At 68.4% G+C, this 25,013-nt stretch carries 27 protein-coding genes; 14 read left to right on the forward strand and 13 right to left on the reverse strand.

The annotated features are described in order from the left end of the window. Window positions 1–14 precede the first annotated feature (14 nt). The 4 genes from JDV09_RS06640 to JDV09_RS06655 all read right to left on the reverse strand — a co-directional run bounded on the left by JDV09_RS06640 (window position 15) and on the right by JDV09_RS06655 (window position 3,239). The gene (locus JDV09_RS06640) at window positions 15–917 is read right to left on the reverse strand and encodes a 5-oxoprolinase/urea amidolyase family protein (protein WP_221368323.1); all 903 of its coding nucleotides are present in this window, start codon (window positions 915–917) and stop codon (window positions 15–17) included. Continuing rightward, entirely contained in the window at window positions 914–1,594 is a 681-nt protein-coding gene (locus JDV09_RS06645; protein ID WP_221368324.1) for a 5-oxoprolinase subunit B family protein, read from the reverse strand. Before JDV09_RS06645 ends, JDV09_RS06640 begins: the two co-directional genes overlap by 4 nt. 85 nt (window positions 1,595–1,679) lie before the next feature. Beyond that, on the reverse strand, window positions 1,680–2,372 hold the full coding sequence (locus tag JDV09_RS06650) for a queuosine precursor transporter (RefSeq protein ID WP_221368325.1): 693 nt from the start codon (window positions 2,370–2,372) through the stop codon (window positions 1,680–1,682). Between the two features lie 12 nt (window positions 2,373–2,384). Then, window positions 2,385–3,239, reverse strand: a complete 855-nt coding sequence (locus JDV09_RS06655; protein ID WP_308124037.1) for an ABC transporter substrate-binding protein — start codon at window positions 3,237–3,239, stop codon at window positions 2,385–2,387. 19 nt (window positions 3,240–3,258) lie between these two features. Between JDV09_RS06655 and JDV09_RS26590 the strand changes: the two genes are divergently transcribed. Next, window positions 3,259–3,384, forward strand: a complete 126-nt coding sequence (locus JDV09_RS26590; RefSeq protein ID WP_255605012.1) for a hypothetical protein — start codon at window positions 3,259–3,261, stop codon at window positions 3,382–3,384. A gap of 19 nt (window positions 3,385–3,403) precedes the next feature. Here JDV09_RS26590 and JDV09_RS06660 read toward each other — a convergent pair whose 3' ends face one another. Next, window positions 3,404–4,030 carry a TetR family transcriptional regulator gene (locus JDV09_RS06660; protein ID WP_255604930.1) on the reverse strand — a complete coding sequence of 209 codons (627 nt, stop codon included), beginning with the start codon at window positions 4,028–4,030 and terminating at the stop codon, window positions 3,404–3,406. A 44-nt stretch (window positions 4,031–4,074) separates the two neighbouring features. After that, window positions 4,075–4,638 carry an L-lysine exporter gene (gene lysE / locus JDV09_RS06665; protein ID WP_255604969.1) on the reverse strand — a complete coding sequence of 188 codons (564 nt, stop codon included), beginning with the start codon at window positions 4,636–4,638 and terminating at the stop codon, window positions 4,075–4,077. 555 nt (window positions 4,639–5,193) lie between these two features. Between lysE and JDV09_RS06670 the strand changes: the two genes are divergently transcribed. The 8 genes from JDV09_RS06670 (at window position 5,194) to JDV09_RS06705 (ending at window position 12,552) form a co-directional block, all read left to right on the forward strand. Beyond that, window positions 5,194–6,024: a hypothetical protein gene (locus JDV09_RS06670; protein ID WP_221368327.1), complete on the forward strand. Its 831-nt coding sequence runs from the start codon at window positions 5,194–5,196 to the stop codon at window positions 6,022–6,024. Window positions 6,025–6,180: 156 nt separating this feature from the next. Then, window positions 6,181–6,981 (forward strand): DUF5718 family protein, encoded by an 801-nt coding sequence (locus JDV09_RS06675; RefSeq protein ID WP_221368328.1) that lies wholly within the window; start codon window positions 6,181–6,183, stop codon window positions 6,979–6,981. 51 nt (window positions 6,982–7,032) lie between these two features. Then, the gene (locus JDV09_RS06680) at window positions 7,033–8,043 is read left to right on the forward strand and encodes an NAD-dependent epimerase/dehydratase family protein (RefSeq protein ID WP_221368329.1); all 1,011 of its coding nucleotides are present in this window, start codon (window positions 7,033–7,035) and stop codon (window positions 8,041–8,043) included. Between the two features lie 102 nt (window positions 8,044–8,145). Next, window positions 8,146–9,015, forward strand: a complete 870-nt coding sequence (locus JDV09_RS06685; RefSeq protein WP_221368330.1) for a LysR family transcriptional regulator ArgP — start codon at window positions 8,146–8,148, stop codon at window positions 9,013–9,015. A gap of 24 nt (window positions 9,016–9,039) precedes the next feature. Next, window positions 9,040–9,804 carry a precorrin-6A synthase (deacetylating) gene (gene cobF / locus JDV09_RS06690; protein ID WP_221368331.1) on the forward strand — a complete coding sequence of 255 codons (765 nt, stop codon included), beginning with the start codon at window positions 9,040–9,042 and terminating at the stop codon, window positions 9,802–9,804. Further along, window positions 9,804–11,279 (forward strand): cobyric acid synthase, encoded by a 1,476-nt coding sequence (locus tag JDV09_RS06695; protein ID WP_221368332.1) that lies wholly within the window; start codon window positions 9,804–9,806, stop codon window positions 11,277–11,279. The genes cobF and JDV09_RS06695 overlap by 1 nt, the downstream gene beginning before the upstream one ends. Further along, window positions 11,276–12,031: a cobalt-precorrin-6A reductase gene (locus tag JDV09_RS06700; protein WP_221368333.1), complete on the forward strand. Its 756-nt coding sequence runs from the start codon at window positions 11,276–11,278 to the stop codon at window positions 12,029–12,031. Before JDV09_RS06695 ends, JDV09_RS06700 begins: the two co-directional genes overlap by 4 nt. Beyond that, entirely contained in the window at window positions 12,028–12,552 is a 525-nt protein-coding gene (locus tag JDV09_RS06705; RefSeq protein ID WP_221368334.1) for a bifunctional adenosylcobinamide kinase/adenosylcobinamide-phosphate guanylyltransferase, read from the forward strand. The genes JDV09_RS06700 and JDV09_RS06705 overlap by 4 nt, the downstream gene beginning before the upstream one ends. A gap of 161 nt (window positions 12,553–12,713) precedes the next feature. Here JDV09_RS06705 and cobM read toward each other — a convergent pair whose 3' ends face one another. From cobM to JDV09_RS06720, 3 genes are all read right to left on the reverse strand, one after another. Then, on the reverse strand, window positions 12,714–13,505 hold the full coding sequence (gene cobM, locus JDV09_RS06710) for a precorrin-4 C(11)-methyltransferase (protein ID WP_221368335.1): 792 nt from the start codon (window positions 13,503–13,505) through the stop codon (window positions 12,714–12,716). Between the two features lie 30 nt (window positions 13,506–13,535). Further along, the gene (locus JDV09_RS06715; RefSeq protein WP_221368336.1) at window positions 13,536–13,688 is read right to left on the reverse strand and encodes a hypothetical protein; all 153 of its coding nucleotides are present in this window, start codon (window positions 13,686–13,688) and stop codon (window positions 13,536–13,538) included. A gap of 245 nt (window positions 13,689–13,933) precedes the next feature. Further along, window positions 13,934–14,926, reverse strand: coding sequence for a LacI family DNA-binding transcriptional regulator (locus JDV09_RS06720; protein ID WP_221368337.1), 993 nt, complete (start codon window positions 14,924–14,926; stop codon window positions 13,934–13,936). 156 nt (window positions 14,927–15,082) lie between these two features. Between JDV09_RS06720 and JDV09_RS06725 the strand changes: the two genes are divergently transcribed. The 5 genes from JDV09_RS06725 to JDV09_RS06745 all read left to right on the forward strand — a co-directional run bounded on the left by JDV09_RS06725 (window position 15,083) and on the right by JDV09_RS06745 (window position 20,470). Further along, window positions 15,083–16,492, forward strand: a complete 1,410-nt coding sequence (locus tag JDV09_RS06725) for a sugar porter family MFS transporter (protein WP_221368338.1) — start codon at window positions 15,083–15,085, stop codon at window positions 16,490–16,492. Beyond that, window positions 16,489–17,403, forward strand: a complete 915-nt coding sequence (locus tag JDV09_RS06730; protein WP_221368339.1) for a sugar phosphate isomerase/epimerase family protein — start codon at window positions 16,489–16,491, stop codon at window positions 17,401–17,403. Before JDV09_RS06725 ends, JDV09_RS06730 begins: the two co-directional genes overlap by 4 nt. A gap of 22 nt (window positions 17,404–17,425) precedes the next feature. Continuing rightward, window positions 17,426–18,472 carry a Gfo/Idh/MocA family protein gene (locus JDV09_RS06735; RefSeq protein WP_221368340.1) on the forward strand — a complete coding sequence of 349 codons (1,047 nt, stop codon included), beginning with the start codon at window positions 17,426–17,428 and terminating at the stop codon, window positions 18,470–18,472. 3 nt (window positions 18,473–18,475) lie between these two features. Continuing rightward, the gene (locus JDV09_RS06740; protein WP_221368341.1) at window positions 18,476–19,348 is read left to right on the forward strand and encodes a sugar phosphate isomerase/epimerase family protein; all 873 of its coding nucleotides are present in this window, start codon (window positions 18,476–18,478) and stop codon (window positions 19,346–19,348) included. A 96-nt stretch (window positions 19,349–19,444) separates the two neighbouring features. Next, a complete protein-coding gene (locus JDV09_RS06745; protein ID WP_221368342.1) occupies window positions 19,445–20,470 on the forward strand; it encodes a sugar phosphate isomerase/epimerase family protein in 1,026 nt (341 codons plus the stop codon). Here JDV09_RS06745 and JDV09_RS06750 read toward each other — a convergent pair. The 4 genes from JDV09_RS06750 to JDV09_RS06765 form a co-directional block, all read right to left on the reverse strand. Beyond that, window positions 20,431–21,840, reverse strand: a complete 1,410-nt coding sequence (locus JDV09_RS06750) for an NCS2 family permease (RefSeq protein WP_221368343.1) — start codon at window positions 21,838–21,840, stop codon at window positions 20,431–20,433. The genes JDV09_RS06745 and JDV09_RS06750 overlap by 40 nt on opposite strands. 118 nt (window positions 21,841–21,958) lie before the next feature. Next, the gene (locus JDV09_RS06755; protein ID WP_221368344.1) at window positions 21,959–23,248 is read right to left on the reverse strand and encodes an acyl-CoA dehydrogenase family protein; all 1,290 of its coding nucleotides are present in this window, start codon (window positions 23,246–23,248) and stop codon (window positions 21,959–21,961) included. Continuing rightward, complete coding sequence (locus JDV09_RS06760) at window positions 23,241–24,437, reverse strand: acyl-CoA dehydrogenase family protein (RefSeq protein WP_221368345.1); 1,197 nt, start codon at window positions 24,435–24,437, stop codon at window positions 23,241–23,243. The genes JDV09_RS06755 and JDV09_RS06760 overlap by 8 nt, the downstream gene beginning before the upstream one ends. Before the next feature lie 125 nt (window positions 24,438–24,562). Then, window positions 24,563–24,970, reverse strand: a complete 408-nt coding sequence (locus tag JDV09_RS06765; protein WP_221368346.1) for an STAS domain-containing protein — start codon at window positions 24,968–24,970, stop codon at window positions 24,563–24,565. Window positions 24,971–25,013: the final 43 nt, after the last annotated feature.

Raw genomic sequence — 25,013 nt, forward strand, 5'->3', positions numbered from 1 at the left:
GTGGGCGGGGTGGGTCAGTGGTCGGCGGGCTCCCACGGCCGCCGGGGACGGGACCAGTGCAGGCGGACCGTCTGACCGGGCCGGGCCTGCGCGATCCGGTCGACGTCGTCGTCGGCCACCACGCCGACGACCGGATAACCCCCGGTGACGGGGTGATCGGGGCCGAGGATCACCGGGAATCCGTTCGGCGGCACCTGGATCGCACCGCGGGTGGCCCCCTCGCTGGGCAGCTGGCGGTCCGGCCACCGGTACTCCAGCGGCATCCCGACCAGCCTCATTCCGACCCGGTCGCTGCGGTTGGTCACCTGCCAGTTGGTGCGCACCAGGATGTCGGGATCGACGAACCAGTCGTCCCGGGGCCCGGGCACCACCCTCAGGTCGAGCACCGCGTCATCGAGCCGGGCGACCGGCGCCTGGTCGAGTTCGGGGAATTCGTCGGTGTGGATGCCGACCGGCAGGGCATCGCCGCGCCGCAGCGGCAGCGGGCCGATCGCCGACATCACGTCGTAGCTGCGCGACCCCAGCACGGGCTGCACATCGAATCCGCCGCGCACCGCCAGGTAGGACCGCAGGCCGCAACGCGGAGCGCCCAGCGAGATCACCTCGCCGTCACGGGCATGGTGGATGCTGTTGGTGCCGAACGGAACTCCGTTCCCGGCCGGGTTGGTGTCGGCCCCGGTCACGGCGATCGCCACCCCTTCCCGGCCGCCGCCGTGCACCCGCGCGGTGAACCCGCCCATCGTCACCTCGACGGTCGCGCGGTCGTCCGGGTTGGCGACCAGCCGGTTGGCCAGGGTGTGCGCCCGGCGGTCCGCCGCCCCCGAGCGGGTCACCCCCAGGTGCGACAGCCCCGGCCGGCCGAGGTCCTCCACCAGTGCCAGCGGGCCGGTCTGCAGCACCTCCAGCGTCACGTTCATGGCCGCACCCCGCCGTCGGTCGCCTGGAACTGCACCCACAGCCCGGGCGTCAACAGTGACGGGATCTCGCGTTCGATGTCCCACAGCGGCGCGGCGGTGCGTCCGATCAGCTGCCACCCGCCGGGCGACTCGCGTGGGTAGACCCCGCTGAACTCGCCGGCCAGGCCGACCGAGCCGACCGGCACCTTGGTGCGGGGATCGGGCCGTCGCGGCACCGCCAGGCGTTCGTGGCCACCCGCCAGGTAGGCAAACCCCGGTGCGAAGCCACTGAACGTCACCCGCCAGGGCCGTCCGGTGTGCGCGGCGACCACCTCGCCGGAGGTCATGCCGGTGAGCCGGGCCACCTCGTCGAGGTCCTCGCCGTCGTAACTGACGTCGATGACGACGTCGGCGCGGCCGTTCGCCGGCGCCGCAGGGCGGTCCTGGCTGACCCGGACCCGGGCCAGCCGCTGCCGGGTGGGGGCCAGGTAGCGCGACTGCGCCAGTTTGACCAGGACCGTGCGGGCGGCGGGGACGATGTCCTCCACCCCCGGCAGGTCGGCGGCCCGCAGGGCGTCGGTCCATGCCAGCACCTCGACGGTGTCGGCGAACTCGAGGAGCAGCGCCCGATCGCCGTAGTCCCGGATCCCCGCGCCACCGGTGTACATCGTGTCCATCACATCCGCTGTCACGCTCATCTGCCCAAGCTACCGCCGAGTAGCTTTTGTGGGCCCGTACTCCGGAAAGCTCTCGGAGCCTTGCCAGAGCAGCCTTAACGATGGCTCAGAACACGGGGTGATACGTGGGCTCGCGCCGCTTGATGAACGCGATGACGCGGTAGGTCACCGGCAGCATGACGACCTCGATGGCGGTCTTGTACAGCCAGCCCAGCGCGGTGTAGACGGCGAAATCACCGAAGGTGTTGATCCCGATCGCGCTGGCCGCGATCGCGCAGAACACCACGGTGTCGCCGAGCTGCCCGACGAACGTCGACCCGATCAGGCGGGCCCACAGGTGCTTTTCCTTGGTGCGCTCCTTGATCGCCACCACCGCCCACGCGTTCAGCGTCTGACCGACGATGAAGCCGGCCAGCCCCGCGACGATCAACTGGGTGTACGCGCCGACGACGTTCTCGAAGTGCTCCTGGTTGGCGTAGAAGTCCGCGGCCGGAAGGTAGATGGTGATCCAGAAGGCAAGCGCGGCAAGGGCATTCATCGCAAACCCGGTGAAGATCGCGCGCCGGGCCGCTTTGAAGCCGTACACCTCGGACAGCACGTCGCCGATCACATAGGTCAGCGGGAACACGATGAACCCGCCGTCGGTGATGATCGGCCCGAAGGCCACCCCCTTGGTGGCGGTGACGTTGGAGATGATCACCAGCGCGGTGAACACCGCGACGAGGACCGGGTAGTAGGCCGACCCGACCCGGGCGAACGCGGCGTGCTGCTCGTGATCGGTGGTCTGCTCGCTGGTCACCGCATCATTAGATCAGCCGAGGGCGGTCTTGATCATGGTCGGCAACCGGGCCGCGACCACCGGCCACGACAGCACCGACGCGTAGGCGATGGCTGCGGCGAGTTCCCTGCCGGTGAACACGTTGCGCCCGGCCCGCCGGGCCACCACCGGGTCGGCGAGCAGCGCGGCCTGCTCGTCATCGCTCTCGGTGGCCCAGATCAGCACGTCGGCGTCCCCGAGCACCGCGGCCATCCGGTCGCGCGCGATCAGCGGCCCGTCGGTGTCGGCGACGGTGAGCCCCATCTCGGTGAGGAACTCGCGACGCCAGGTCGGCCCCAGCACCGCGGCACCGTCGGGCTGCAGGGTTCCGCCGAGCAGCAGCACCCTGGTGTCCGCGAACTCCGGATGGGATTCCCTGATCGTGCCGAACGCAGCGTCGATGCCGGCGATCTGGCTCTGCATGTCCTCGTGGTGGAACACGGCCTCGCCGATGGCTCCGGCCTGATCGCGCCACGGTTCGAAGAACGCGTCCTGCCCGGACTGCGGGATCGTCGGCGCGATGGCCGACAGCTCGGTATAGGTGTCCTGGTCCAGGCCGGCGTTCGTGGCGACGATGAGGTCGGGACGCAGCGCGGCGATGCGCGCGACCTGAACACCGTCGGTCAGGTCGAGCACCTCCGGCTTGGCGTCGCCGAGCTGCTTACGTGCCCACGGCCACACGCCGAAGGGTTCACCGCCGAACCAGTCGGTCACCGCGACCGGGACCACACCGAGGCCCAGCAGGTCGTCGGCGCCGGTCAGGCCCGCACTGACCACCCGGGTGGGTGGTGCGGGAACGCGGGTCTCGCCGAAGGCATGTGCGACCGTGACCGAGCCGTCATCGGCCACCGTTCCGGGAGGTTCGTCCGTGCTGCAGGCCGAGACGAACACCGCTCCGGCGGTCGCCGTCAAGAAGCTGCGCCGGGACCACATCGTCGACAAGGGTTACAGCGTGGACGGCGCGAAGGGCGTTCTGACCATGTCAGGAGGGTAGTGCGCAGGACGTGGCCGCGTCATTCCTCGTCGTCGGTCGGGGCATCCACCCGCGGGCGCAGCGGAAGCCCGGCGTCGAGGAAGTCCAGTCCCGCGAAGATGGTCTCCGGTTTCATCGGGGTGCCGTGCAGCGCGGCCATCATCACCCCGGTCATCGCACCGGCGGTGATCCGCAGATTCGGGTCGTCGAGCGGCCGGTCGAGACGCTGTGCCAGCGCTTCGGTGATCAGCTCGATGACATGGATGTACTCGCTGTAGAGCCCGCCCGCGGCCTCGGGCAGCGTGTACAGCAGCTGCTGGCGGCTCATCTCCTCGGCCCATTCGGGTCCGGCGAAGCCGCCGAACACCTGCTCGAGCGCATGCTTGTACGCGGCGAACGGGGACAACTCGGGCGGCGCGGCGAGGAAGAGTTCGATGATCGGGCCCATCAACTGATCGGGTATCAGCAGGGCGGCCTTGTTGGGGAAGTACCGGAAGAACGTGCGGGGCGAGACGTCGGCCTGCTCGGCGATCTGCTCGACCGTGGTATCGGCGTAGCCGTGCTCGGCGAACAAGCGGTACGCGGTCAGCCGGATGTCCTCACGCGTCCGGCGCTTCTTGCGTTCCCGAAGCCCCATCGCCTTGCCGGGATCGTCGTCCTGGGACATGCCCCCGATTGTCCCGCAGTTTGTGCCAGAGCGGCGCGCGGGGTTCATCCGAGCGCCAGCGCCGCCCCGAGTCCGAGCATCATCGCGGCGATCACGCCGTCGAGCAGTCGCCAGGTCCGCGGCGCGGCGAAGAATCCGCGCAGCCGCCTGGCCCCGAATCCCAGTCCGGTGAACCACACCGCGCTCGCAGCGACCGCACCCACCCCGAACAACCAGCGGCCGTCCCGGTGCTCGTTGGCCAGGGCCCCCAGCAGGATGACGGTGTCCAGGTAGACGTGCGGGTTGAGGAACGTCAGCGCCAGGCAGGTGGCCAGCACTCCGGCCAGTCGTGCGGGCGCGGCCTCGGTAGGGGTGAGGGTGGTCGGTGTGAAGGCCCGCCGCGCCGCGAGCAGGCCGTAGCCGATGAGGAACAGCACGCCGCCGTACCGGGCCACCGTCACCAGGTCGGGGTGGGCGGCGATGAGTGCTCCGAAGCCCGCGATGCCGGCGAAGATCAGCACCAGATCGGACACGGTGCACAGGGTGACCACGGCGAGCACGTGCTCGCCCCGGATGCCCTGACGCAGGACGAAGGCGTTCTGGGCGCCGATGGCGGCGATCAGCGCCATGGTGGTGGCGAAGCCGCTGAGCACGACGACGGAACTGGTCACGCCGACCAACCTAGGGAGTGTGATGAGCATCAGTACAGCTAAAGAATCTTCAGCTACATAAGAAGTACTAATGTAGATCCAGCCTCGTGGAGGCCGCGGGCCATCTCCCGGACGGCCTGCCGTACCCGCAGTGGGGTCCGAGCCGCGACGGGTAATCGACAGTCGCTAGGTCAGTGGTAGTGCCATCCGGACAAAGATCCTGTGAAAATTGGGACCAAAGTCCTTGAAATCCACTCCACATTTCTGAAACCCTTCCCTCAACGCAGTAGCGGGGAGAAACTGTTTACTTCGGCCGCGCAGCCATGCAGACCAAACGTCAACGGGGCGTGGACGTGCTCACACCGGCCCAGCTGGTGGTGGGGTGTTTGTCAAACGCCGCACGGAAGAGGATCTGCCTTGTCTTATGAAATAGTCGATGACCGTGGTAGCCGTTCTTATCTGACGGGTGGGCCGGACCGTGAGCACATCGTGCCCAGTGACGGGAAACCGGCCTATTACCGAGAACGCCTTGAGGTGAAGATCGCCGGCAGAACGATCAGGGACGTGTTCCTCTACGAACCTGACACCGAAGAGGTTCCGCTGGTCTCGGAGATGGCTACGGTCAAATTCGGCGGGCTGTGGACGACGGGCAATCTCTACATGGGGGAAGCGGCCGCGACCGCACAGTCCGGGCGACGGTTCGTCACCTTCGCGACGCACCGGCACCTGCCGTTGCGGGTTCAGCTGCTCGATGCCAGACACCGGCGAAGCCCTTATCTGCGCACCGCGCAGAACGGTCGTGCGGTCATCAAGGCGACGATCAGGCGCACCGGTGTCGAGAAGGTGCAGGCGAGCGGCCACTCGTACGGCGGAATGACCCTGCCCGAAATGGCGGCATTCTGCGGCGAGTACGTCGAAAGCATGATTCTGCAGGACCCGTCCGGAATAGCGCAGCACGACGTGCGCCTCGGTGATCTGTGGAACGAGGAGTTGAAGCGGGCCTCCGCCCACTTCAGGGCGCTCGAGAATCCCCCCCCGGACATGATGAAGAACGTCATCCGGCACATCACCGACAATCCGCTGCTCGCGATCCGCGAGGTGGTGGGCCTGCGGAATCCGGACATCCGGCCGAATCTGGCAGCGGCGAGAGAAAAGGGTGTCAACGTCGGCCTGCTCGTCCTCGGCAGGTCCGCGATCTTCAATGCCCGAACGAACAGAAGCATCGCCGAAACGGAAGGGCTGTTCCATCTGATCGATGAGGTGCCGGACGCCTACCACATCGATCCGAACCTGCGACCCGGGCCGGTCGTCGAGGCCCAGAACAGAATGTTCGATGCACTGAGGCGCTTGAGAAAGGCCGCCTGACCTATCGCGCTGTGATCACCCGGGCGCCCGTTGAGCCGTCGTCGGTGGCCGGCCATCTGGTCCGGTTCGGCGAGCGTGACGAACTCAGTCTGCAGAGGCGCCGGCGCGGGCAACCCGGCTGATCACGGGATGGTGCACCCCGTACTCTGGCCAACCGTGATCGATATCGCCCTGAGCGAGATGCGCAACTGGTTCGGTTTCGGGGTGGCGGGCAATTTCGCCGGGCACCTCGAGCAGGCCGGCGAGGCCGTCGACTTCGTGAACGTGGCCACCGAGGGCACCGCACCGAAGGGGATCTTTCCGTGGTACGCCCCGGGCTCGGACACCTTCCTCGGTGAATTCCCGCTGTCCAACGATGCGATCCAGCTTCCCGGTGAGAGCGATGGGCCGCTGAACCTGCAGATCGAGCCCGAGGTGGGGCTGGTCTGCCGGGTGGTGTGGCAGGGCGACACCGTCGTTACCTTGCAGCCGTTCGCGCTCGGGGCGTTCAACGACTGTTCGATCCGCCGCCCGGGCGCGCCGAAGATCAGCTACAAGAAGAACTGGGGGCCGGCCTCCAAAGGCGTCGCCCCCACGTTCTTCGAGATCAGTGACCTGACCCCGGACGGCCCGACCGCGACACTGCGCCTGGTCTGTTTCCTGCGCAGTGGTGGCAAGCAGCACGCCTACGGCGTCGACAGTCCGCTGATCGGTTACTCGTACTACGGCGAGGTGCTGCTGGACTGGATCGTCGAGCGCCTGGCCAACCAGAAGGGATCGCCGGACACCCCACTCGAGGATGTCGGAGCCCTGATGGTCGCCAGCGGGCACCCGGAGCACGTCCTCATCGGCATCGGCGCCACCCGGTACACCCCGCTGGGGGAGTCGACCTTCCTCACGGCGGGTGACCAGGCCGTCGTCCGCGTCTACGACACCGTGTCGGAGGAAGCCTCCGAGTTGACCCAACTGGTCACGTAGCCGCCCGATCCGTCGGTGTCGCGGTATCCCGTTCGGTTACCATGGCCGCCGATGGCCGATGACGATGATATGAGCGGGCAGCGTGCCCTGGTGCTGGGGGCCAGCGGCAACGTCGGGGCGTGCGTGACACGGCACCTGGTCGACGCGGGTGCCGACGTCCGGGTGCTGTTGCGAAAGTCGAGTTCCACGAAGGGAATCGACGGCTACGACGTGGATCGCCGCTACGGCGACCCGTTCGATGCGGCGACGGTGGCGGCGGCGATGGCCGATCGCGACGTGGTCTACTACTGCATCGTCGACACCAGGGCGGAACTGCGCGATCCCGGGCCGCTGTTCGCGACCAACGTCGAGGGCCTGCGCAAGGTCCTGGACGTCGCCGTCGACATGCCGCTGCAGCGGTTCGTCTTCCTCAGCACCATCGGGACCATCGCGGTGAACCGGGGCGGCGACAGTGTGGACGAGGACACGCCGTTCAACTGGGCGGACCGGTCCGGCGGCTACATCGAGTCCCGGCGTGCGGCCGAGGCGCTGGTGTTGCGCTACGCCGCCGAGCGGGGTCTCCCCGCGGTGGTGGCCAACGTGTCCAACCCGTATGGGCCGCCGGATTGGCAGCCCCGGCAGGGGGTGTTCGTGCAGATGGCCGCCCTCGGGAAGATGCCGTTCTACATCCGTGGGGTCGGGTTCGAGGTGGTCGGGATCGACGACGCTGCCGATGCGATGCTGCGGGCCAGCCGCCGGGGCCGGGTCGGCGAGCGCTACATCGTCTCCGATCGGTTCATGACACATCAGGAGCTGGTGACCACGGCTGCGACGGCCGGCGGCGCCCGCCCGCCACGGTTCGGCATGCCGATGGCCGTGATGTACGCCGTCGGTTGGCTCAGCGACGCGGCCTCCGCGGTCCTGCGCCGCAACCTCCCGCTCAGCAGGCAGGGCGCGTTCTTGCTGGAGCACGCGTCGCCGGCCAGCCATGCCAAGGCCACCCGGGAACTCGGCTGGCATCCCCGTCCGACCGAGGAGTCCATCCGGCGTGCCGCCGAGAACTATGTGAGCAGAGCCGGTTAGCCGCGGCGCACCGGGATCGAGCCGCGGCCGGGTTCAGCATCGAAGCCTTCGCCCTGGTTAAGCATTGCTGATGATCTGACAGTCCGGATTAACATCAATGATGTGGCTGACCAACTCGACGCCGGCCAGCTCGCGGCGCTGTCGGCCGCCGTGGAGTTCGGCAGTTTCGACGCCGCCGCCGCGCACCTGCACGTCACCCCGTCGGCGATCAGCCAGCGGATCAAGGCGCTCGAGCAACGGGTCGGGCAAGTGCTGGTGCTGCGGGAGAAGCCCTGTGTCGCCACGCCCGCCGGTGTGCCGCTGCTGCGGCTGGCCGCCCAACTGACTCTGCTGGAATCCGAGGCGCTGGCCGAGATGCGCGGCGGGGCAGAGGATCTACCCCGGGTCGCGGTGGCGGTGAACGCGGACTCGATGGCGACGTGGTTCACCGGGGTGTTCGCCCGTCTTCCCGGGGTGCTGTTCGACATCAGCATCGAGGACCAGGATCACTCCGCCCGGCTGTTGCGGGAGGGCGTCGTGATGGGTGCGGTGACCACCGAACGCGCGCCGGTCGGCGGGTGCCGGGTGCAGCCGCTGGGTGTGATGCGGTATCACCCAGTGGCCAGCGCCGACTACGTGCGTCGATACCTGCCCGACGGATTCACCGCCGAGGCCGCGGCCGCGGGGCCGTCACTGGCCTGGAACCGGGCCGATGCACTTCAGGATCAGCTGCTACGCAAGGCTTTCCGTCGGTCGGTTAGTCGACCCGTGCACTACATCCCGACGGCGGAGGGGTTCGGCGCCGCGGTGCGGGCCGGCCTCGGCTGGGGGATGTATCCGCAGCAGCTCATCGACACGTCCTTCGTGCCGGTCACCGACCATCACCTCGACGTCCCGCTCTACTGGCAGTGCTGGAAGCTGGACAGCCCGACCGTCACCGCGGTCACCGATGCGGTCCGGGCCGCGGCGGCGGGGCTGCCTGGCGGTCGCTGACCGGAGCCGGGCAGAATCGCGGGGATGGGCGCGTCGGTGAGGATCCGGATCCTCGGCATCGGTATGGGCCTGCAGCACATCACCCCGGAGGTGGCCGCGGCACTGCGGACGGCCGATTACGTGCTGGCGGCCGAGAAGTCCGACGACGACCGCTTGCTGGCGCTGCGGCGCGAGATCGTCGACGCGCATCCCGGTCCGGACGGGCCGTTGGAGATCGTGGCGGTGCCCGACCCCAGCCGGGACCGGTCCGACGGGCTGACCGCCGACGGCTATCGGGCAGCCGTCGCAGACTGGCACGACGCGCGCGCCGCCCGCTACGCCGACCTGCTGCGCCGGCGCGGCGGCACGGCCATCTTCCTGGTCTGGGGGGACCCGTCGCTGTACGACTCGACGATCCGCATCGTCGAGAAGGTCCGTGCCCTCGGCGTCGACGTCGAGTTCGATGTGCTGCCGGGCATCAGCGCACCGCAGCTGCTGGCGGCCCGTCATCGCATCGTGCTGCACGAGGTGGGCCGCCCGGTGCACGTCACCACCGGCCGGCGGCTGCAGGAGGCGGTGTCGGCCGGCCTGGACAACATCGTCGCGATGCTCAACCCGGCACCCGATCGACTGGACTTCACCGGTCTGCAGGACTGGACCATCTGGTGGGGCGCCAACCTCGGGGCACCCGGGGAGCAGCTGATCACCGGCCGGGTCGGCGACGTGCTACCCGCAATCGCCGACGCGAGGGTCGTCGCCGAAGCGCGGGACGGCTGGGTGATGGACCTGTTCCTGGTGCGGAAGACCTGATGGCGGGCCTACTGGTGGCCGGGACCACCAGCGACGCGGGCAAGAGCGTGGTCACCACCGGACTGTGCCGTGCGCTGGCGCGCCGCGGGGTCAAGGTCGCGCCCTACAAGGCCCAGAACATGTCCAACAACTCGATGGTGTGCGCCGGGCCCGGCGGCGCCGGGGTCGAGATCGGCCGGGCCCAGTGGGTGCAGGCGCTGGCGGCCCGCGCAACGCCCGAGGCCGCGATGAACCCGGTGCTGCTCAAGCCCGGCAGCGACCAGCGCAGCCACGTCGTGCTGATGGGCCGGCCATGGGGCGAGGTCTCCTCGTCGGACTGGCTGCACGGTCGCCGCGCACTGGCGGCCGCCGCGCACGCCGCCTACGACGACCTGGCCGCCCGCTACGACGTCGTCATCGCCGAGGGGGCCGGCAGCCCCACCGAGATCAACCTGCGTGCGGGGGATTACGTCAATCTCGGGCTCGCCCGGCATGCCGGCCTGCCCACCATCGTGGTGGGCGACATCGACCGCGGCGGGGTGTTCGCCGCGTTCTTCGGCACCGTCGCGCTGCTGTCGGCCGAGGACCAGGCGCTGATCGCCGGTTTCGTGGTGAACAAGTTCCGCGGTGACCCGGCGCTGCTCGCGCCAGGGCTGCGCGACCTGGAACGGGTCACCGGTCGCCGCGTCTACGGCACCCTGCCCTGGCGTGCCGATGTCTGGCTCGACTCCGAGGACGCCCTGGAACTACCGGGCCGGCGCTCGCCGCGGTCGGCCGCCCGCCGGGTCGCGGTGGTGCGACTGCCCCGCATCAGTAACTTCACCGATGTCGACGCGCTCGGGCTGGAACCTGACCTCGACGTCGTATTCGCCTCCAACGCAACCGGTCTGGCCGATGCAGATCTGATCGTGTTGCCGGGCACCCGCGCCACCATCGCCGACCTGGCCTGGCTGCGGTCCCGAGGAATGGACCGGGCGGTGGCCGCACACGCCGCGGCGGGCAAACCGGTGCTGGGCATCTGCGGAGGGTTCCAGATGCTGGGCCGGGTGATCCGCGATCCCGAGCGGGTGGAGGGCGCCACACCGCGGGTCGAGGGTCTCGGACTGCTCGACGTCGAGACGGATTTCGCTGTGGCCAAGACGCTTCGGTTGCCCGAGGGCGACTGGCTGGGGGTGCCTGCCGCCGGGTACGAGATCCACCACGGCCGGATCACCAGGGGCGCCGGTGTCGAGGAGTTCCTCGGCGGCGGGCGGCGCGGCCGGGTGTACGGCACGATGTGGCACGGCGCCTTCGAAAACGATGGGCTGCGTGCCCGATTCCTGACCGAGACGCTGGGCATCGACGCGTCCGGGGTGTCGTTCCCCAGCGCCCGCGAAGCGCGACTGGACCTGCTCGCCGACCTCGTCGAGGAACACCTCGACGTCGACACGATGCTGGAACTCGCGCACCGCGGGGCGCCGCGCGATCTGCCGTTCCTTCCCCCGGGGGCGCCGTGACACCACGGATTCTGCTGCTCGGCGGAACCGCCGAGGCGCGCTCGCTGGCCGACCGATTGCTCGCCGACGGGATCGAGGTCACGTCGTCGTTGGCCGGACGGGTGGCCGATCCGCGGCTGCCGGCCGGCGACGTGCGGATCGGGGGGTTCGGAGGGGTGGACGGGCTGCGCGCCGCGCTGGCGGATTTCACCGCGGTGGTCGACGCCACGCACCCGTTCGCCAAGACGATCTCCGCCAACGCCGTGACCGCCTGCACGACCGGCGACATCCGCCGCCCGCTGTTGCGGCTGGAACGTCCGGGCTGGGCCGAACGCGGGGACGACTCGTGGCACTGGGTGGACTCCCACGAGGCGGCCGCGGCGACCGCCGCGAGGCTGGGTCGCCGTCCGTTCCTGACCGTCGGTCGTCAGGAGCTTGCCCGGTTCGTCCCCGACCTCGGCGGGCACGCCGTGCTGGCCCGGGTGGTGCAGGCGCCAGACGTCGAATTGCCGCCGAGCTGGCGCCTGATCACCAGCCGCGGACCGTACGCGCTGCCCGGGGAGTTGGCGCTGATCCGCGAGCATGGCGCCGACGTACTGATCACGAAGGACTCCGGCGGCGAGCACACCTGGCCGAAGATGGCGGCGGCCGCCGAGTTGGGCCTGGCTGTCGTCATCGTGCGCCGGCCGCCCCGTGCCGCCGGTGTGCCCGCCGTCCACGATGTCGGCGAAGCGCTGGCCTGGGTGCGGGCCGTCACTACGATGGCCGGGTGAGAATCCTGGTCACCGGCGGTGCGCGGTCCGGCAAGTCCCGGCACGCCGAAGGACTGCTCAGCGGTGCCGACCGGGTCACCTACATCGCCCCCGGCCGTCACGCCGACGGCAGCGACCCCGACTGGGACGCCCGGGTCGCCGCGCACCGGGCCCGGCGTCCGGCGCACTGGCAGACCGTGGAGACCGCCGACCTGAGCGCGGCGATCACCGCCGCCGACGGACCGGTGCTGGTGGACTGCCTGAGCACCTGGCTGGTCGCCCTGATCGACGACGGCCGGTGCTGGGACGCGGCCGCACCTGAAGTCGACCGGATGATCGGTGACCACATCGACGCGCTGTGCACGGCGGTGCAGGAGGTGCCGGAGGCGGTGCTGGTCACCAACGAGGTCGGGCTGGGCGTGGTGCCCGCCCACCGGTCCGGTGTGCTGTTTCGCGACCTGCTCGGCATGGTCAATCAGCGCGTCGCCGAGAGCTGCGACGAAGTTCACCTGGTGATCTCGGGCCGGGTGCTCAAGCTCTGACTCGGCGGGGCCGGCCGCTCTTCATCGATGGCTCCTCGCCCACGGGCTGGTCGCGGCGCAAGCGCTCATCGGTGTCTTCCGCTCTTCATCGATGGCTCCTCGCCCACGGGCTCGTCGCGGCGCAAGCGCTCATCGGTGTCTTCCGCTCTTCGCGCAAGCGCTCATCGCCCACCCTCCTGGCGCTTGGCCGAGCGATCCCGCGCCGGGTCATAGAGGTAACTCTGCCCGGCCTCGGGGTGTGGGCGGCCGGCCAGTGCCCGACCCACCAGGATCACCGCGGCCTGCCGAAGGCCGGCGCCCTCGACGGAGTCCGCGATGTCGGCGACCGTGCCGCGCAGCACCATCTCCTGGGGCTGGGAGGCGCGGTACACCACGACCACCGGACAGTCGGACCCGTAGTCGGGCGTCACCTCGGCCATCAGTTCCCGGATCCGGGTGATGGCCAGGTGCAGCACCAGCGTAGACCGGGTCGACGCGAAGGTTTTCAACGACTCCGTGCCCGGCATCGCGGTCGATCGCTGCTGGGTGCGGGTGAGGACCACCGACTGAGCCACCAGTGGCACGGTCAGCTCACGGCCGACGCGGGCGGCTGCCGCGGCGTAGGCCGGCACACCCGGGGTCACCGTCCACGGCACCCCGGCGGCGTCGAGCCTGCGGGTCTGCTCGGACAGCGCGGAGTAGACCGACGGATCGCCCGAGACCAACCGCACCACGCGGCGTCCCGTCCGATGGCCTTCGACCAGGCTATCGACGATGGCGTCGAGGTCGAGGTGTTCGGTGTCGATCAGCTCCGCCGACGGCGAGCAGTGGCCGAGCACCTCGGGGTCGAGGTAGGAGCCCGGGTAGAGCACCAGATCGGCGTCGGCGAGCAGCCGGGCGGCGCGTACGGTCAACAGATCCGCGGCACCCGGGCCCGCACCGACGAACTGCACCGCTCGAGGATCGTCGTTCATCGAACGGAAGTTTAGATAGCACGAGGTTGGCTATGGGTAGCCTGGTTCGTCCTCGGGATTGCGGCCTGTGTCTACCCAGTCCCCGTGCTCCCTGCGCACGGCTCGACTCATCACCGACATCGCCACCGTGCAGAGCACCAGCGTCGACCCGGCCAGCACGATCATTGCCTCGATTGTGCTCATCCCACCCCCGGACCGTCGATGTTGCATCGATGGTCGGCTCCCGGGTCCGGACAAGCATGCGTAGTCCACTACCCGAATCTGCCCTAGCGGCGGTCCCCGAGGCCGCGCGCAACGGTTGGCTGAGGTGGTCAGGCTCTGCTCAGTGCGGGCGGGTTGGCAGCCGACGGGTCGGGGTTGGCAGCGGCATGAGTGCCTCCCCGGTCCGTATACGGTAAGGGTTACAGTACCCGTTGTACGGAGGGGGGTCAGTCGCGTGGCGGGCCGGTCGTCCCGCGGATCACCAGCGTGGGCTCCAGAACCACGTCCGCGGCTCGGGAGGCCCCTTCGACGAGCATATTCACCGCCAGTTCCACTGACCGGCAAGCTATTTCGGGAGCATCCTGGTGGATCGTCGTGAGGTCGATGCGCGGGTTCTCCGACAGTGCGCTGTCGTCGTAGCCGATCAGCGACACGTCGCCCGGGACGTCCACTCCCGCCCGCGTGAACACGTCCAGGATGCCCAGCGCGCACCGGTCGTTGCCGGCCAGGACTGCGGTGGGCAGGGTCGACGCGGCCAGCATGGTGCGTGCCGCCGCGGCTCCCGCGTCCTCGTTGTGTGCGCCCGGGATCACGGTGATTTCATCGCCGAGTCCGTGGGAACGCATGGCGGACTTGTAGGCCCTGCTCCGGTCGGCCGAACCGGATTCCTCTCCGCCGTCGACGTGATGGATCGTGCGGTGGCCGAGTTCGACCAGGTAGTCGACAGCCTGCCGGATCCCCTTGGCGTCGTTCGTCCGCACCGTGGCCAGGGCCGGGCCCGTACCCACGCCGGGCAGCCGCCGGCAGGCCACCACCACCGGAGCCCGTCCGGCGAGTTCCCGGAGGAACTCGTTGGTGGAGTTGGTGCCGAGCAGGATCAGGGCGCCGCAGCGGTGGCTCAACAGCGAGTCGACGACGGTGGCCTCGGTGCGGTCGGGCAGGTTCGCCGACAACAGCACCTCGTACCCCAGCTTCTCGGCGGCCGGGTAGATCGCCGTGACCAGGTCGGCCTGGAAGAGCTGACGGACGTCGGTCATCACGCCCAGGGTGCGGCTTCGCCCCTGGGCCAGCAGCCGGGCCGCCGAGTCCGGCCGGTAGCCGAGTTCCTCGGCGATGGCCAGCACCCGCTGGCGGGTCTCCTGACTGGCCCCGGGTTTGCCGTCGAGGATGAAGGACACCAGGGTGCGCGACACGCCGGCGCGCTGCGCGACGTCGGCCATCGTCGGACGGTGCGACGCCGCGGCGGGCCGAGGTCGGCGGGGTGTGTTCACGTGGGCGATCCTTCGGGAAAGTGACGGTTGACACAGTCGGGGTCGGCCTCCATAGTAGTACTTACGCGCGTTACTAACGCGCGTTAGCACGAAACGAGGTTCTCGATGTCCGTTGCATCACCGCCCACCCATACGGGCCATTTTCTGACCAGGCTGACCATCATCGCCACCCTCGGCGGCCTGCTGTTCGGCTACGACACGGGCGTGATCTCGGGCGCCCTGCTGTATATGAAGGACGATCTGAATCTGTCGGCCTTCGGCGAAGCCACCGTCGTCAGCTCGCTGCTGTTCCCCGGCGCCGCCTTCGGCGCGCTGTTCGGCGGACGGGTCGCCGACCGCATCGGCCGCAAGCGCACGCTGCTGGTGTGCGCGGGCCTGTTCCTGGTCGGCGCACTGGGCTGCGCGGTTGCGCCGAACGTCCAGATCATGGTCGCCGCCCGCATCGTGCTCGGCCTCGGTGTCGGGGCGGCCGCCGTCACCTGCCCGCTCTACCTGGCCGAGATGGCGCCCGCCGACCGGCGCGGTCGCATGGTCACCATCAACGAATTGATGATCGTGACGGGCCAGATGCTCGCGTTCGCGACCAATGCCCTGCTCGACCGGCTGATCCATGATCCGCACGTATGGCGCACGATGCTCGCCGTCGCGGCCATCCCGGCGGTCGCTCTGCTCGTCGGCATGCTGATCCTGCCTGACTCGCCACGCTGGTATGCCCTCAAAGGCCGGCTGCCCGAGGCCCGAAACGTGTTGGCGCTGAGCAGGACACCGCGTGAGGCTGAGGTGGAGTACGCGATGGTCGTCGAACACACGAGCCACATGCTCAAGACGACGACGACGCCGTTTTCGGTGATCCGCGATGTGCCGTGGATCAGGCGTATCGTGCTGATCGGCTGCGGCCTGGCTATCGTGCAGCAGGCCACCGGAATCAACACGGTGAACTACTACGCGCCGACGATCCTGGAACAGAGCGGGTTGGACGTCAGCGCAGCCCTGGTCGCCACGATCGCGGTCGGCGTCACGTCGGTGGTCACCACGATCATCGGCATCATCCTGCTCGGCTACATCGGGCGTCGCACCATGCTGCTGATCGGATTCGCCGGTGTGGCCGCGTCACAGGCCGCGCTGGCCGCGACGTTCCTGCTGCCCGCGTCCACCACCCGCAGCTACGTGATCCTGGCGTGCATGGTGCTGTTCGTAGGATTCGTGCAGATGTTCATCGGCACCTGTGTTTGGCTGCTCCTCTCCGAGATCTTCCCACTGTCGATACGTGGATTCGCCATGGGCGTAGCCGTTTTCATCCTGTGGTGCACCAACGCTGTCATCTCGTTCCTGTTCCCGCTGTTGAACAACGCGCTCGGGTCGACCGGTACGTTCGCACTGTTCGTCGTCGTCAACATGGCGTCGTTCCTCTTCGTCCTCCGCCTGGTCCCCGAGACCAAGGGCACCTCTCTCGAAGAGCTCGAGGAACATCTCGAAGCCCTCGGTACCGCGGCACGTGAAAGGACCGCAGCATGAGCGCCGATTCGAAGATCCTGGTGGGCTCCGCACCGGATTCCTGGGGCGTGTGGTTCCCCGACGATCCGAAACAGACACCCTGCACCCGGTTCCTCGACGAGGTGGCGGCCGCCGGATACCGGTGGATCGAGCTGGGCCCCTACGGATATCTGCCGACCGATCCGCATGAGCTGTCCGACGAGCTCGCCCAGCGTGGCCTGAAACTCTCCGCCGGGACGGTTTTCGAGCACCTGCACCAGGATGATTCCTGGAACGCGGTGTGGAAGCAGGTCGAGGACGTCGCCCGGCTCACCGCTGCGGTCGGCGGCAAGCACGTCGTCGTGATCCCGGAGATGTGGCGGGACCCGGCCACCGGTGCGGTGCTCGAGGACCGCAACCTGACCGAGGACCAGTGGCGCAAGAAGACCCAGGGCATGAACGACCTCGGCAAGGCGATGTTCGAAACCTACGGTGTGCGTGCGCAATACCATCCGCACGCCGATTCGCACGTGGACACCGAGGACAACGTGTACCGCTTCCTAGACGGCACCGACAGCCGCCATGTGAACCTGTGTCTGGACACCGGCCACATCTCCTACTGCGGTGGCGACAACATCGCGATCATCCGGCGCGCGCCCGAACGCATCGGCTACCTCCATCTCAAGCAGGTCGACCCCGACGTGCGCGCCAAGGTCGAGGCCGAGGACCTGCCGTTCGGAGAGGCGGTCCGGCTCGGTGCGATGACCGAACCGCCGCTGGGCATCCCGGACATGCCGACGCTTCTGGCCGAGATCGAGCGGCTGGACATCGACGTCTTCGCGATCGTCGAGCAGGACATGTACCCGTGCGAGACGGACGCACCCCTACCGATCGCCAAGCGCACCCGCAGCTATCTCGGCTCCTGCGGCGTGCCCGCGGTCACCTTCGGCTAGATCTACGAAAAGGACAAGAACCATGTCAGAAAACGAATTGCGGATCGCGGTCCTCGGAGTGGGCCTGATCGGTGCTCAACACGTCGATCGGATCACCAGCCGGATCACCGGTGCGCGGGTGGCGGTGGTCAACGACTATGTCACCGACAAGGCCGAGCAGGTCGCCGCCGGTCTCCCCGGTTGCCGGGCCGTCGCCGATCCACTCGACGCGATCGCCGATCCCGATGTCGACGCGGTGGTGCTGGCCACGCCCGGGTCGACCCACGAGAAGCAACTATTGGCCTGCCTGGAGAACCGCAAGCCCGTCCTCTGTGAGAAGCCGTTGACGACCGACGTAGAGACCTCACTGGAGATCGTCAGGCGGGAAGCAGAATTGGGTGTCAAGCTCATCCAGGTCGGGTTCATGCGCCGGTTCGACCCTGAATACGCTCAGCTGAAGGCGCTGCTGGACGGCGGCGAACTCGGCGCACCACTGGTGATGCACTGTGCGCACCGCAATCCCGCCGTCCCTCATGGGTTCGGTAGCGAGATGGTGGTACGCGACTCCCTGGTGCACGAAGTCGACGTCACCCGCTTCCTGCTCGGCGAAGAGATCGTCAGCATCCAGATCCTGACCCCGGCAGCGAATCCGGCGGCGCCGGAGGGTCTGGCGGACCCGCAGATCGCGATCCTGCGGACCGCCGGCGGCAGGCACGTGGACGTCGAACTGTTCGTCACCACCGGCGTGGCCTACGAGGTGCGCACCGAGGTCGTCGGCGAACTCGGCAGCGCCATGATCGGCCTCGACGTGGGCCTGGTGCGCAAGTCGGCGCCCGGCCGCTGGGGTGGTGCGATCACCCCGAGCTTCAAAGAACGGTTCGGGCAGGCCTTCAACACCGAGGTGCAGACCTGGGTCGATGCGGTCCGGGCCGGCCTGGCAGACCCGGCCACCGGAACATTCATCGCCGGCCCGGGGGCCTGGGACGGGTACGCCGCAGCCGCGGTGTGCGAAGCCGGTGTGCAGTCACTGCGCAGCGGTGCCCCGGCCGCTGTGTCGATGGTCGCCCGTGACTCCATCGAAGGGGCGTGAAACATGAAGATCGCACTGGATCCGACGCCGTTTCATCACGACTACGGGTTGCTGGAGTTTCCGCGGGTGGTTGCGGAGCTGGGCTATGAGTATCTGCAGTTGACGCCGCATCGGGATTTCATTCCGTTCTTCAACCATCCGCGTGCCGATGACGCGTTGGTGGCCAAGTTCGCCAAGGCATGTGCCGACGCCGGGGTGGGGATTGCGTCGGTGTTGCCGGTGCTGCGGTGGTCGGGCCCGGACGAGGATGCCCGCGAAGCCGCCGTGCGTAATTGGAAGCGGGTCATCGAGATCACCGTGGATCTGGGGGTCAACGTGATCAACACCGAGTTCTCCGGTCGGCCGGAGAAGCCCGAGGAGTCCGAGCGGGCGTTCTTCCGGTCGATGGAGGAACTGGTTCCCATCTTCGAGCGGGAGGGCATCGACGTTCGCATCGATCCGCACCCGGACGACTTCGTCGAGGACGGTTTGGAGGCGTTGCGCATCATCCGGGGGGTGAACTCACCCAACATCGGCATGGTGTACGTCGCCTGCCACACCTACCACATGGGTGCCAACATGGCCGAGATCATCGCCACGGCAGGCGACAAGCTGCGGTTGGTGCACGTGGCCGACACGATGGACCACCACGCCTCGCACGGCTTGCGCTACATCACCAATCCGCCCGGCAACGCGGCGCGGGTGCACCAGCACCTCAAGATCGGTGACGGGGACATCGACTGGGACGAGTTCTTCGGCGGGCTGGCGGGCATCGGCTTCTACGACCGTGACGACACCGTGATGGTGTCCTCGGTGTTCGCCGAAGACGAGAACGCCCACGAGGTGTCGCGCTACCAACTGGCCACGATGACCGACTACGTCAACAAGTACCGCTAACCCCCACCCCCCGCCGAAATGGCATTCCGGCAGCGAAATGTCGAGAAGAGTCCTGCCGGAATGCCATTTCGGCGCCGATTTGAGAGGAGGCATGCCGTGAAACTCGGTGTGTACACCGCGATCCTGCACGACAAGCCACTACGTGAGGCCCTGGAGATCATCGCGTCGCTGGGCCTGACCGGAGCAGAGATCAATGCGGGCGGATTCCTGCCCACTCCGCATCTACCGGTCGACGACCTGCTGTCGGGAGCCGTGTCGCCGCATGGGTACCTGTCGGTCTTCGACGGCACCGGAGTGTCGATCGCCGGGCTGAACTGCAACGGCAATCCGTTGCACCCCGATCCCGACGTCGGTCCCGAGGATGCCGAGGATCTGCGCAAGGCGATCCGCGTGGCCGGCCTGCTCGGCGTAGACCGCGTGGTGACGATGTCGGGCCTACCGGAGGCACATCCGGGCGGCCAGTGGCCGGCATGGCACGTCAACACCTGGGACTCAGGCTATCTCGACTCGCTGGACTATCAGTGGGATGAGGTTGCGTTGCCGTTCTGGGCCGAGATCGACACCCTCGCCCGCGAGAACAACGTGAAGGTCGCGATCGAGATGCATCCGCAGAACCTGGTGTTCAACCCGCCGACCCTCAAGCGCCTGGTCGACCGGATCGGCGCCACCCACGTCGGTGCCGAGATGGACCCGTCGCACCTGTTCTGGCAGGGTATCGACCCGGTGGCGGCGATCGAGTGGCTGGGACCGCTGGTCTTCCACGCGGCGGCCAAGGACACCCGGATCAACGACAACTGCCGTATCTACGGCGTCCTCGACGAGAGGTTCACTCGAATCCCGTTGGACCAGAACCCGACCGGGCTCGGCGGCCGGCACGTGGTGAACAAGTGGCCCGAGGATTCGGCGTGGGATTTCGTCGCGGTCGGCCGCGGCCACGACGTCGATTTCTGGACCCGCTTCCTACGGGCGCTCGAGGGCGTGGACCCAGGGATGTGGGTCAACATCGAGCATGAGGACGTTGCCTTCGGCCCACTGGAGGGGCTGCAGGTCGCCGCGGAGACCCTCAAAGCCGCCAACTCGGCTCAACCGATGATTGATTCCAGTGGTGCCCGGGCGAAATAGACCGCGAAGCCGGCGGCGACCACCCACAGCAGCGGGCTGATCTCGCGGAATCTTCCTGCTGCGGTGCGCAAGACGACCCATGCGATGAAGCCGACGCCGATGCCGTTGGCGATCGAGTAGCTGAACGGCATCACCGCGACCGTGAGCACCACCGGCAGCGCCACCGAGAACTCGGACAGGTCGATGTGGCGCAGGTGTGCCGTCATCATCGCACCGACCACCACCAGTGCGGCCGCCGCCACCTCGGTCGGCACGACCGACGCCAACGGGGTGACGAACATCGCGGCCAGGAATAGCGCACCGGTCACCAGGTTGGCCAGGCCGGTCCGGGCACCCTCCTCGATGCCGGCGCCGGACTCGATGAACACGGTGTTCGACGACGACGAGGTCGCGCCGCCCACCACCGCGCCCACGCCCTCGACGACGAGGGCGGACCGCAGCCGCGGAAAGTTGCCCTGATCGTCGCAGAGGCCGGCCTCCCGTGACAGTCCGGTCAGCGTGCCCATGGCATCGAAGAAGTTCGCGAAAACCAGTGTGAACACCAGCATCACCGCGGAAAGCACACCGATGCGACCGAAGCTGTCCAGGCTGACCGCGCCGACCAGCGACAGGTCGGGCAGCGCGAACGGCGATCCGGACAGCGTGGGCACCGACAGGCCCCAGCCGCCCGGTCGTTCCGCGGCCGGACCGAGCTTCCACACCGCCTCGATGACCCCGGCGATGACCGTCCCGGTCACCAGGCCGATGAGGATGCCGCCACGCACCCGGCGCGCCACCAGGACACCGGTCAACAGCAGGGTGATCACGAAGACGACGGTGGGGACGGTGTCGATCGAGCCGAGCCCGTCGCGGCCCAGGCCGACCGGCGGAGAGCCGACGCCGGTCGACCCGATGAACCCGGCGTCGACCAGCCCGATGAACAGGATGAACATGCCGATGCCCGCGGTGATCGCCAGCTTGAGCTGTATCGGCACCGCGTCGAACACCAACCGGCGCAGACCGGTGGCCGCGAGGGTGACGATGATCAGCCCGTTGATCACCACCAGGCCCATCGCCTCGGCCCACGTCAGCGACCCGACCACGGTGGTGGCCAGGAACGAGTTGATGCCCAGGCCCGCGGCGAACGCGAACGGCAGTCGGGCGACGACACCGAACAGGATCGTCATCGCACCGGCGGCCAACGACGTCGTCGCCGACACCTGCGCGAAGTCCAGGGTTTCGCCGGTGACATCGGCCGCGCCGGACAGGATGATCGGGTTGAGCACCACGATGTAGGCCATCGCGATGAACGTGACCACGCCGCCGCGGATCTCGGCGCCGATCGTGGAGCCGCGCGCCGAGATCTCGAAGAAACGATCCAAGGGCTTCACGGTCAGGTCAGACGCGCCGAGCGGATAGTGGCGTCGCGCAGATCACTCCGACCGCGTCCAAAGCGGTACCGAGACCGCGCGAGATACGTTGCTTCACTGGAGCTCACGTCCTCTCCTGTCAGGTGGGCATTCCGGTGGCGACCCGGGGCGCGTTCTTCTCCCGCGCACAGTCCAGCACCAACTCGGCCACCCGGGCGCGGTGCTGTTCGGCGCTGCCCAGCAGCGCCGCGTCGGTGTAGGCCCGCTTGTAGTAGAGGTGTGCCTGGTGTTCCCAGGTGAAGCCGATACCGCCGTGCACCTGGATGGTGTCGGTAGCCACCTTGGTGAACGCCGAGGAGCAGGTCGCCTGGGCGATGCTCACGGCGAGGGCAGGGTCGTCGGTTCCATCGGTGAGGGACCAGATCGCATGGTAAGCAGTCGATTTTGCGTGCTCGACGGCGACGAGGTCGTCGGCGAGGCGGTGCTTGACGGCCTGGAACGAGCCGATCGGCCTGCCGAACTGCAGACGGCTTCGGGCGTAGTCGACCGATATGTCGAGCAGATGCTGGGCGGCGCCGACCTGCTCGACGGCCAACAGCGCCGAGCCGACGCGCAGCGCGTGCTCGATGACCCGGGCGGCCTCGTCGGGATCCGCGATCAGCCGTGCCGGTGCATCGAACAGCCCGATCGTGGCCTGTCGCCGGGTGAGATCCAGGGTGCTCAGCGGGATGCGCTGGACTCCCGGTCCGTCGGCGTCGACCGCGTACAGCCCGACACCATCCGGCCCGTTTGCGGCGACCAGCAGCACATCGGCGGCCCCGGCGTCGACGACCCGTTCGACAGTTCCTGTCAGGGCCCAACCGTTTTCGGTCGGCGCGGCCCGCACCGACACGGTCGCGGGATCGAATGCGCCGGCGCGGTCGGGAACGGCGAAGGCGGCGGTGGCCTCGCCGTCGACCAAGGGTGTCAGTAGGTCGTCGCCCCGTCTCGCCGCGACCAACGCCGGGATCGCCAGGTACACGGTGCCGAACAGCGGTCCACACGCCACCGCCGCACCCAGTACCTCGACGGCCACGGCCTGATCGACGAGGCTGCCGCCGGCGCCGCCCCGGACCTCGGGCACCGACAGGCCCAGTACACCGAGTTCCGTGCCCAGCCGGGCCCACACCTTCGGGTCGAACGGAGGGTCGGATTCCATCCAGGCCCGCACGGCACCCTCGTCGATGTGTTCGGTACAGAACGCGCGCACCGCGGTGCGCAACTGGTTCTGTTCGTCGCTGAAGACGAACTCAGCGCCGCCGGTGGGCTGATCCGCAAGCTTCTCAGCGTTGCTGTCGGGCTGATCCGCAAGCTTCTCAGCATTGCTGTCGGGCTGATCCGCAAGCTTCTCAGCATTGCTGTCGGGCTGATCCGCAAGCTTCTCAGCCACGGGGGATCTCCTTCCAAGGCATCCCGGCGTCCGCTCGAAGATCACCCGGCAGCCCGAGTACCCGCTCTCCGAGGATGTTGCGCATCACTTCCGATGTTCCGCCCTCGATGGTGTTGGCACGACTGCGCAGGAACCGCTGCTGGATCGACCCGCGCCAGTCCTTGGCGGCGTCCCCACCCTTGCGTGTGCCGTAGCCGTCGTAGAGAACGCCCTCCGGGCCGAGTAGGTCCATGCAGAACTCGTAGACGTGCTGGTTGAGTTCGGCCCCGACGAGTTTGCCGATCGATCCCTCCGGACCGGGCCCGCCGACCGTCGCCGAGGCCCTGGAACGCTCGGAGGTCAGCCGCTGCGCCTCGGCGCGCAGCCACAAAGTGGTGAGCCGGTCGCGCAGCACGGGGGTGTGCAGATCGGGACGCGACGACCAGAGCGTGACCGCATCGGCGATGGTGCCCGCGCCGCGACGGCTGCCACTGGCGCCCAACGCGCTGCGTTCGTTCATCAGCGTCGTCATCGCCACCCGCCAGCCGTCGCCAACCCCGCCGAGGCGGAAGGTGTCGGGGATCCGGGCGTCGGTCATGTAGACCTCGTTGAACTCCGCGTGCCCGGTCAGTTGGCGCAGCGGCCGGGTCTGCACGCCGGGGGCGTGCATGTCGAGCACGAAGTAGGTCAGCCCCTTGTGTTTGGGGAGGTCGGGGTCGGTGCGGGCCAGCAGCAGTCCCCATTTCGCGCGGTGCGCCAGACTGGTCCACACCTTCTGTCCATTGACCACCCAGCTCTCGCCGTCGCGGACCGCCGACGTGGAAAGGCCGGCGAGGTCGGATCCGGCGCCGGGCTCCGAGAACAGCTGACACCAGATGTCCTCGGTGGTCGCCAGCGGCCGCAGCAGCTGTCGGCGGACCTCGTCTGACTGGGCGTGCTCGCGCACGGTCGGCGCGGCCATGCCGTAGCCCATCGGGTTGAGCGCCAACGGGACCGGACCGCCGGCGCCCTGCAGGATTCGGTCCGCGACCGCCTGCAGTCCACGTGAGACTCCCAGCCCACCGAAGCCCTCGGGAAAGTGAACCCAGGACAATCCCGCGTCGAAGCAGGCTCCGAGGAACTCGGGAATCGGGACCGAGTGCGGATCGTGATCCGCCACCACCCGGTTGGCGGCGTCGACTACCCGGTCGGCATCGGCTGCAGTGCCCATACGAGCACCCTAGCCAGTGCGCCGGAGATCAGTGTGCAGTCAGCGCGAGGCGCTCGGGATGGGACTTGTGACGACGTTGAAGGAGGAACCGGAGCCACCGGACATCGAGTAACACAGTGATCCTTTTACGCGGTCTTGGTCAGCAGGGGAAGCAGTTGGCGCCGGGCGACCATCGCGTCGGCGAAGTGGTTGAGCGCCTCGGGGATCGAGCCTGCCCCGGCGAACTCGATGCCACAGTCGCGCAGTGTCTGCTCGACTGCGCGGCTCGCGATCAGCGACCACTCCACACCCGCGGAGGCGCAGACATCGTCGACGGCGAACAGCAGCGAGACGGCGTCGGCGCCGAAGGACGTGACTCCACTCAGATCGAGGATGAAGGGCTTCTCGGCGAGGATGAAGCGTTCGGTGTATTGACGGGCACGCTCGGCATTGTCACTGTCGAGCCGGCCGCTGATCGTCACCACGGTGGCGAGTTGGCGGCAGTGTGCGTGGATGCCTGCGCCGCCGCATTCGATCGTCGGATTGCCGTACATTGCCGCCCTCCCTCGATTCCGTTCTGACCCGGCCCGCCTCAGT

It is taken from the genome of Mycolicibacterium xanthum, assembly GCF_019710635.1.
GTDB classification, from domain to species: Bacteria; Actinomycetota; Actinomycetes; order Mycobacteriales; family Mycobacteriaceae; genus Mycobacterium; species Mycobacterium xanthum.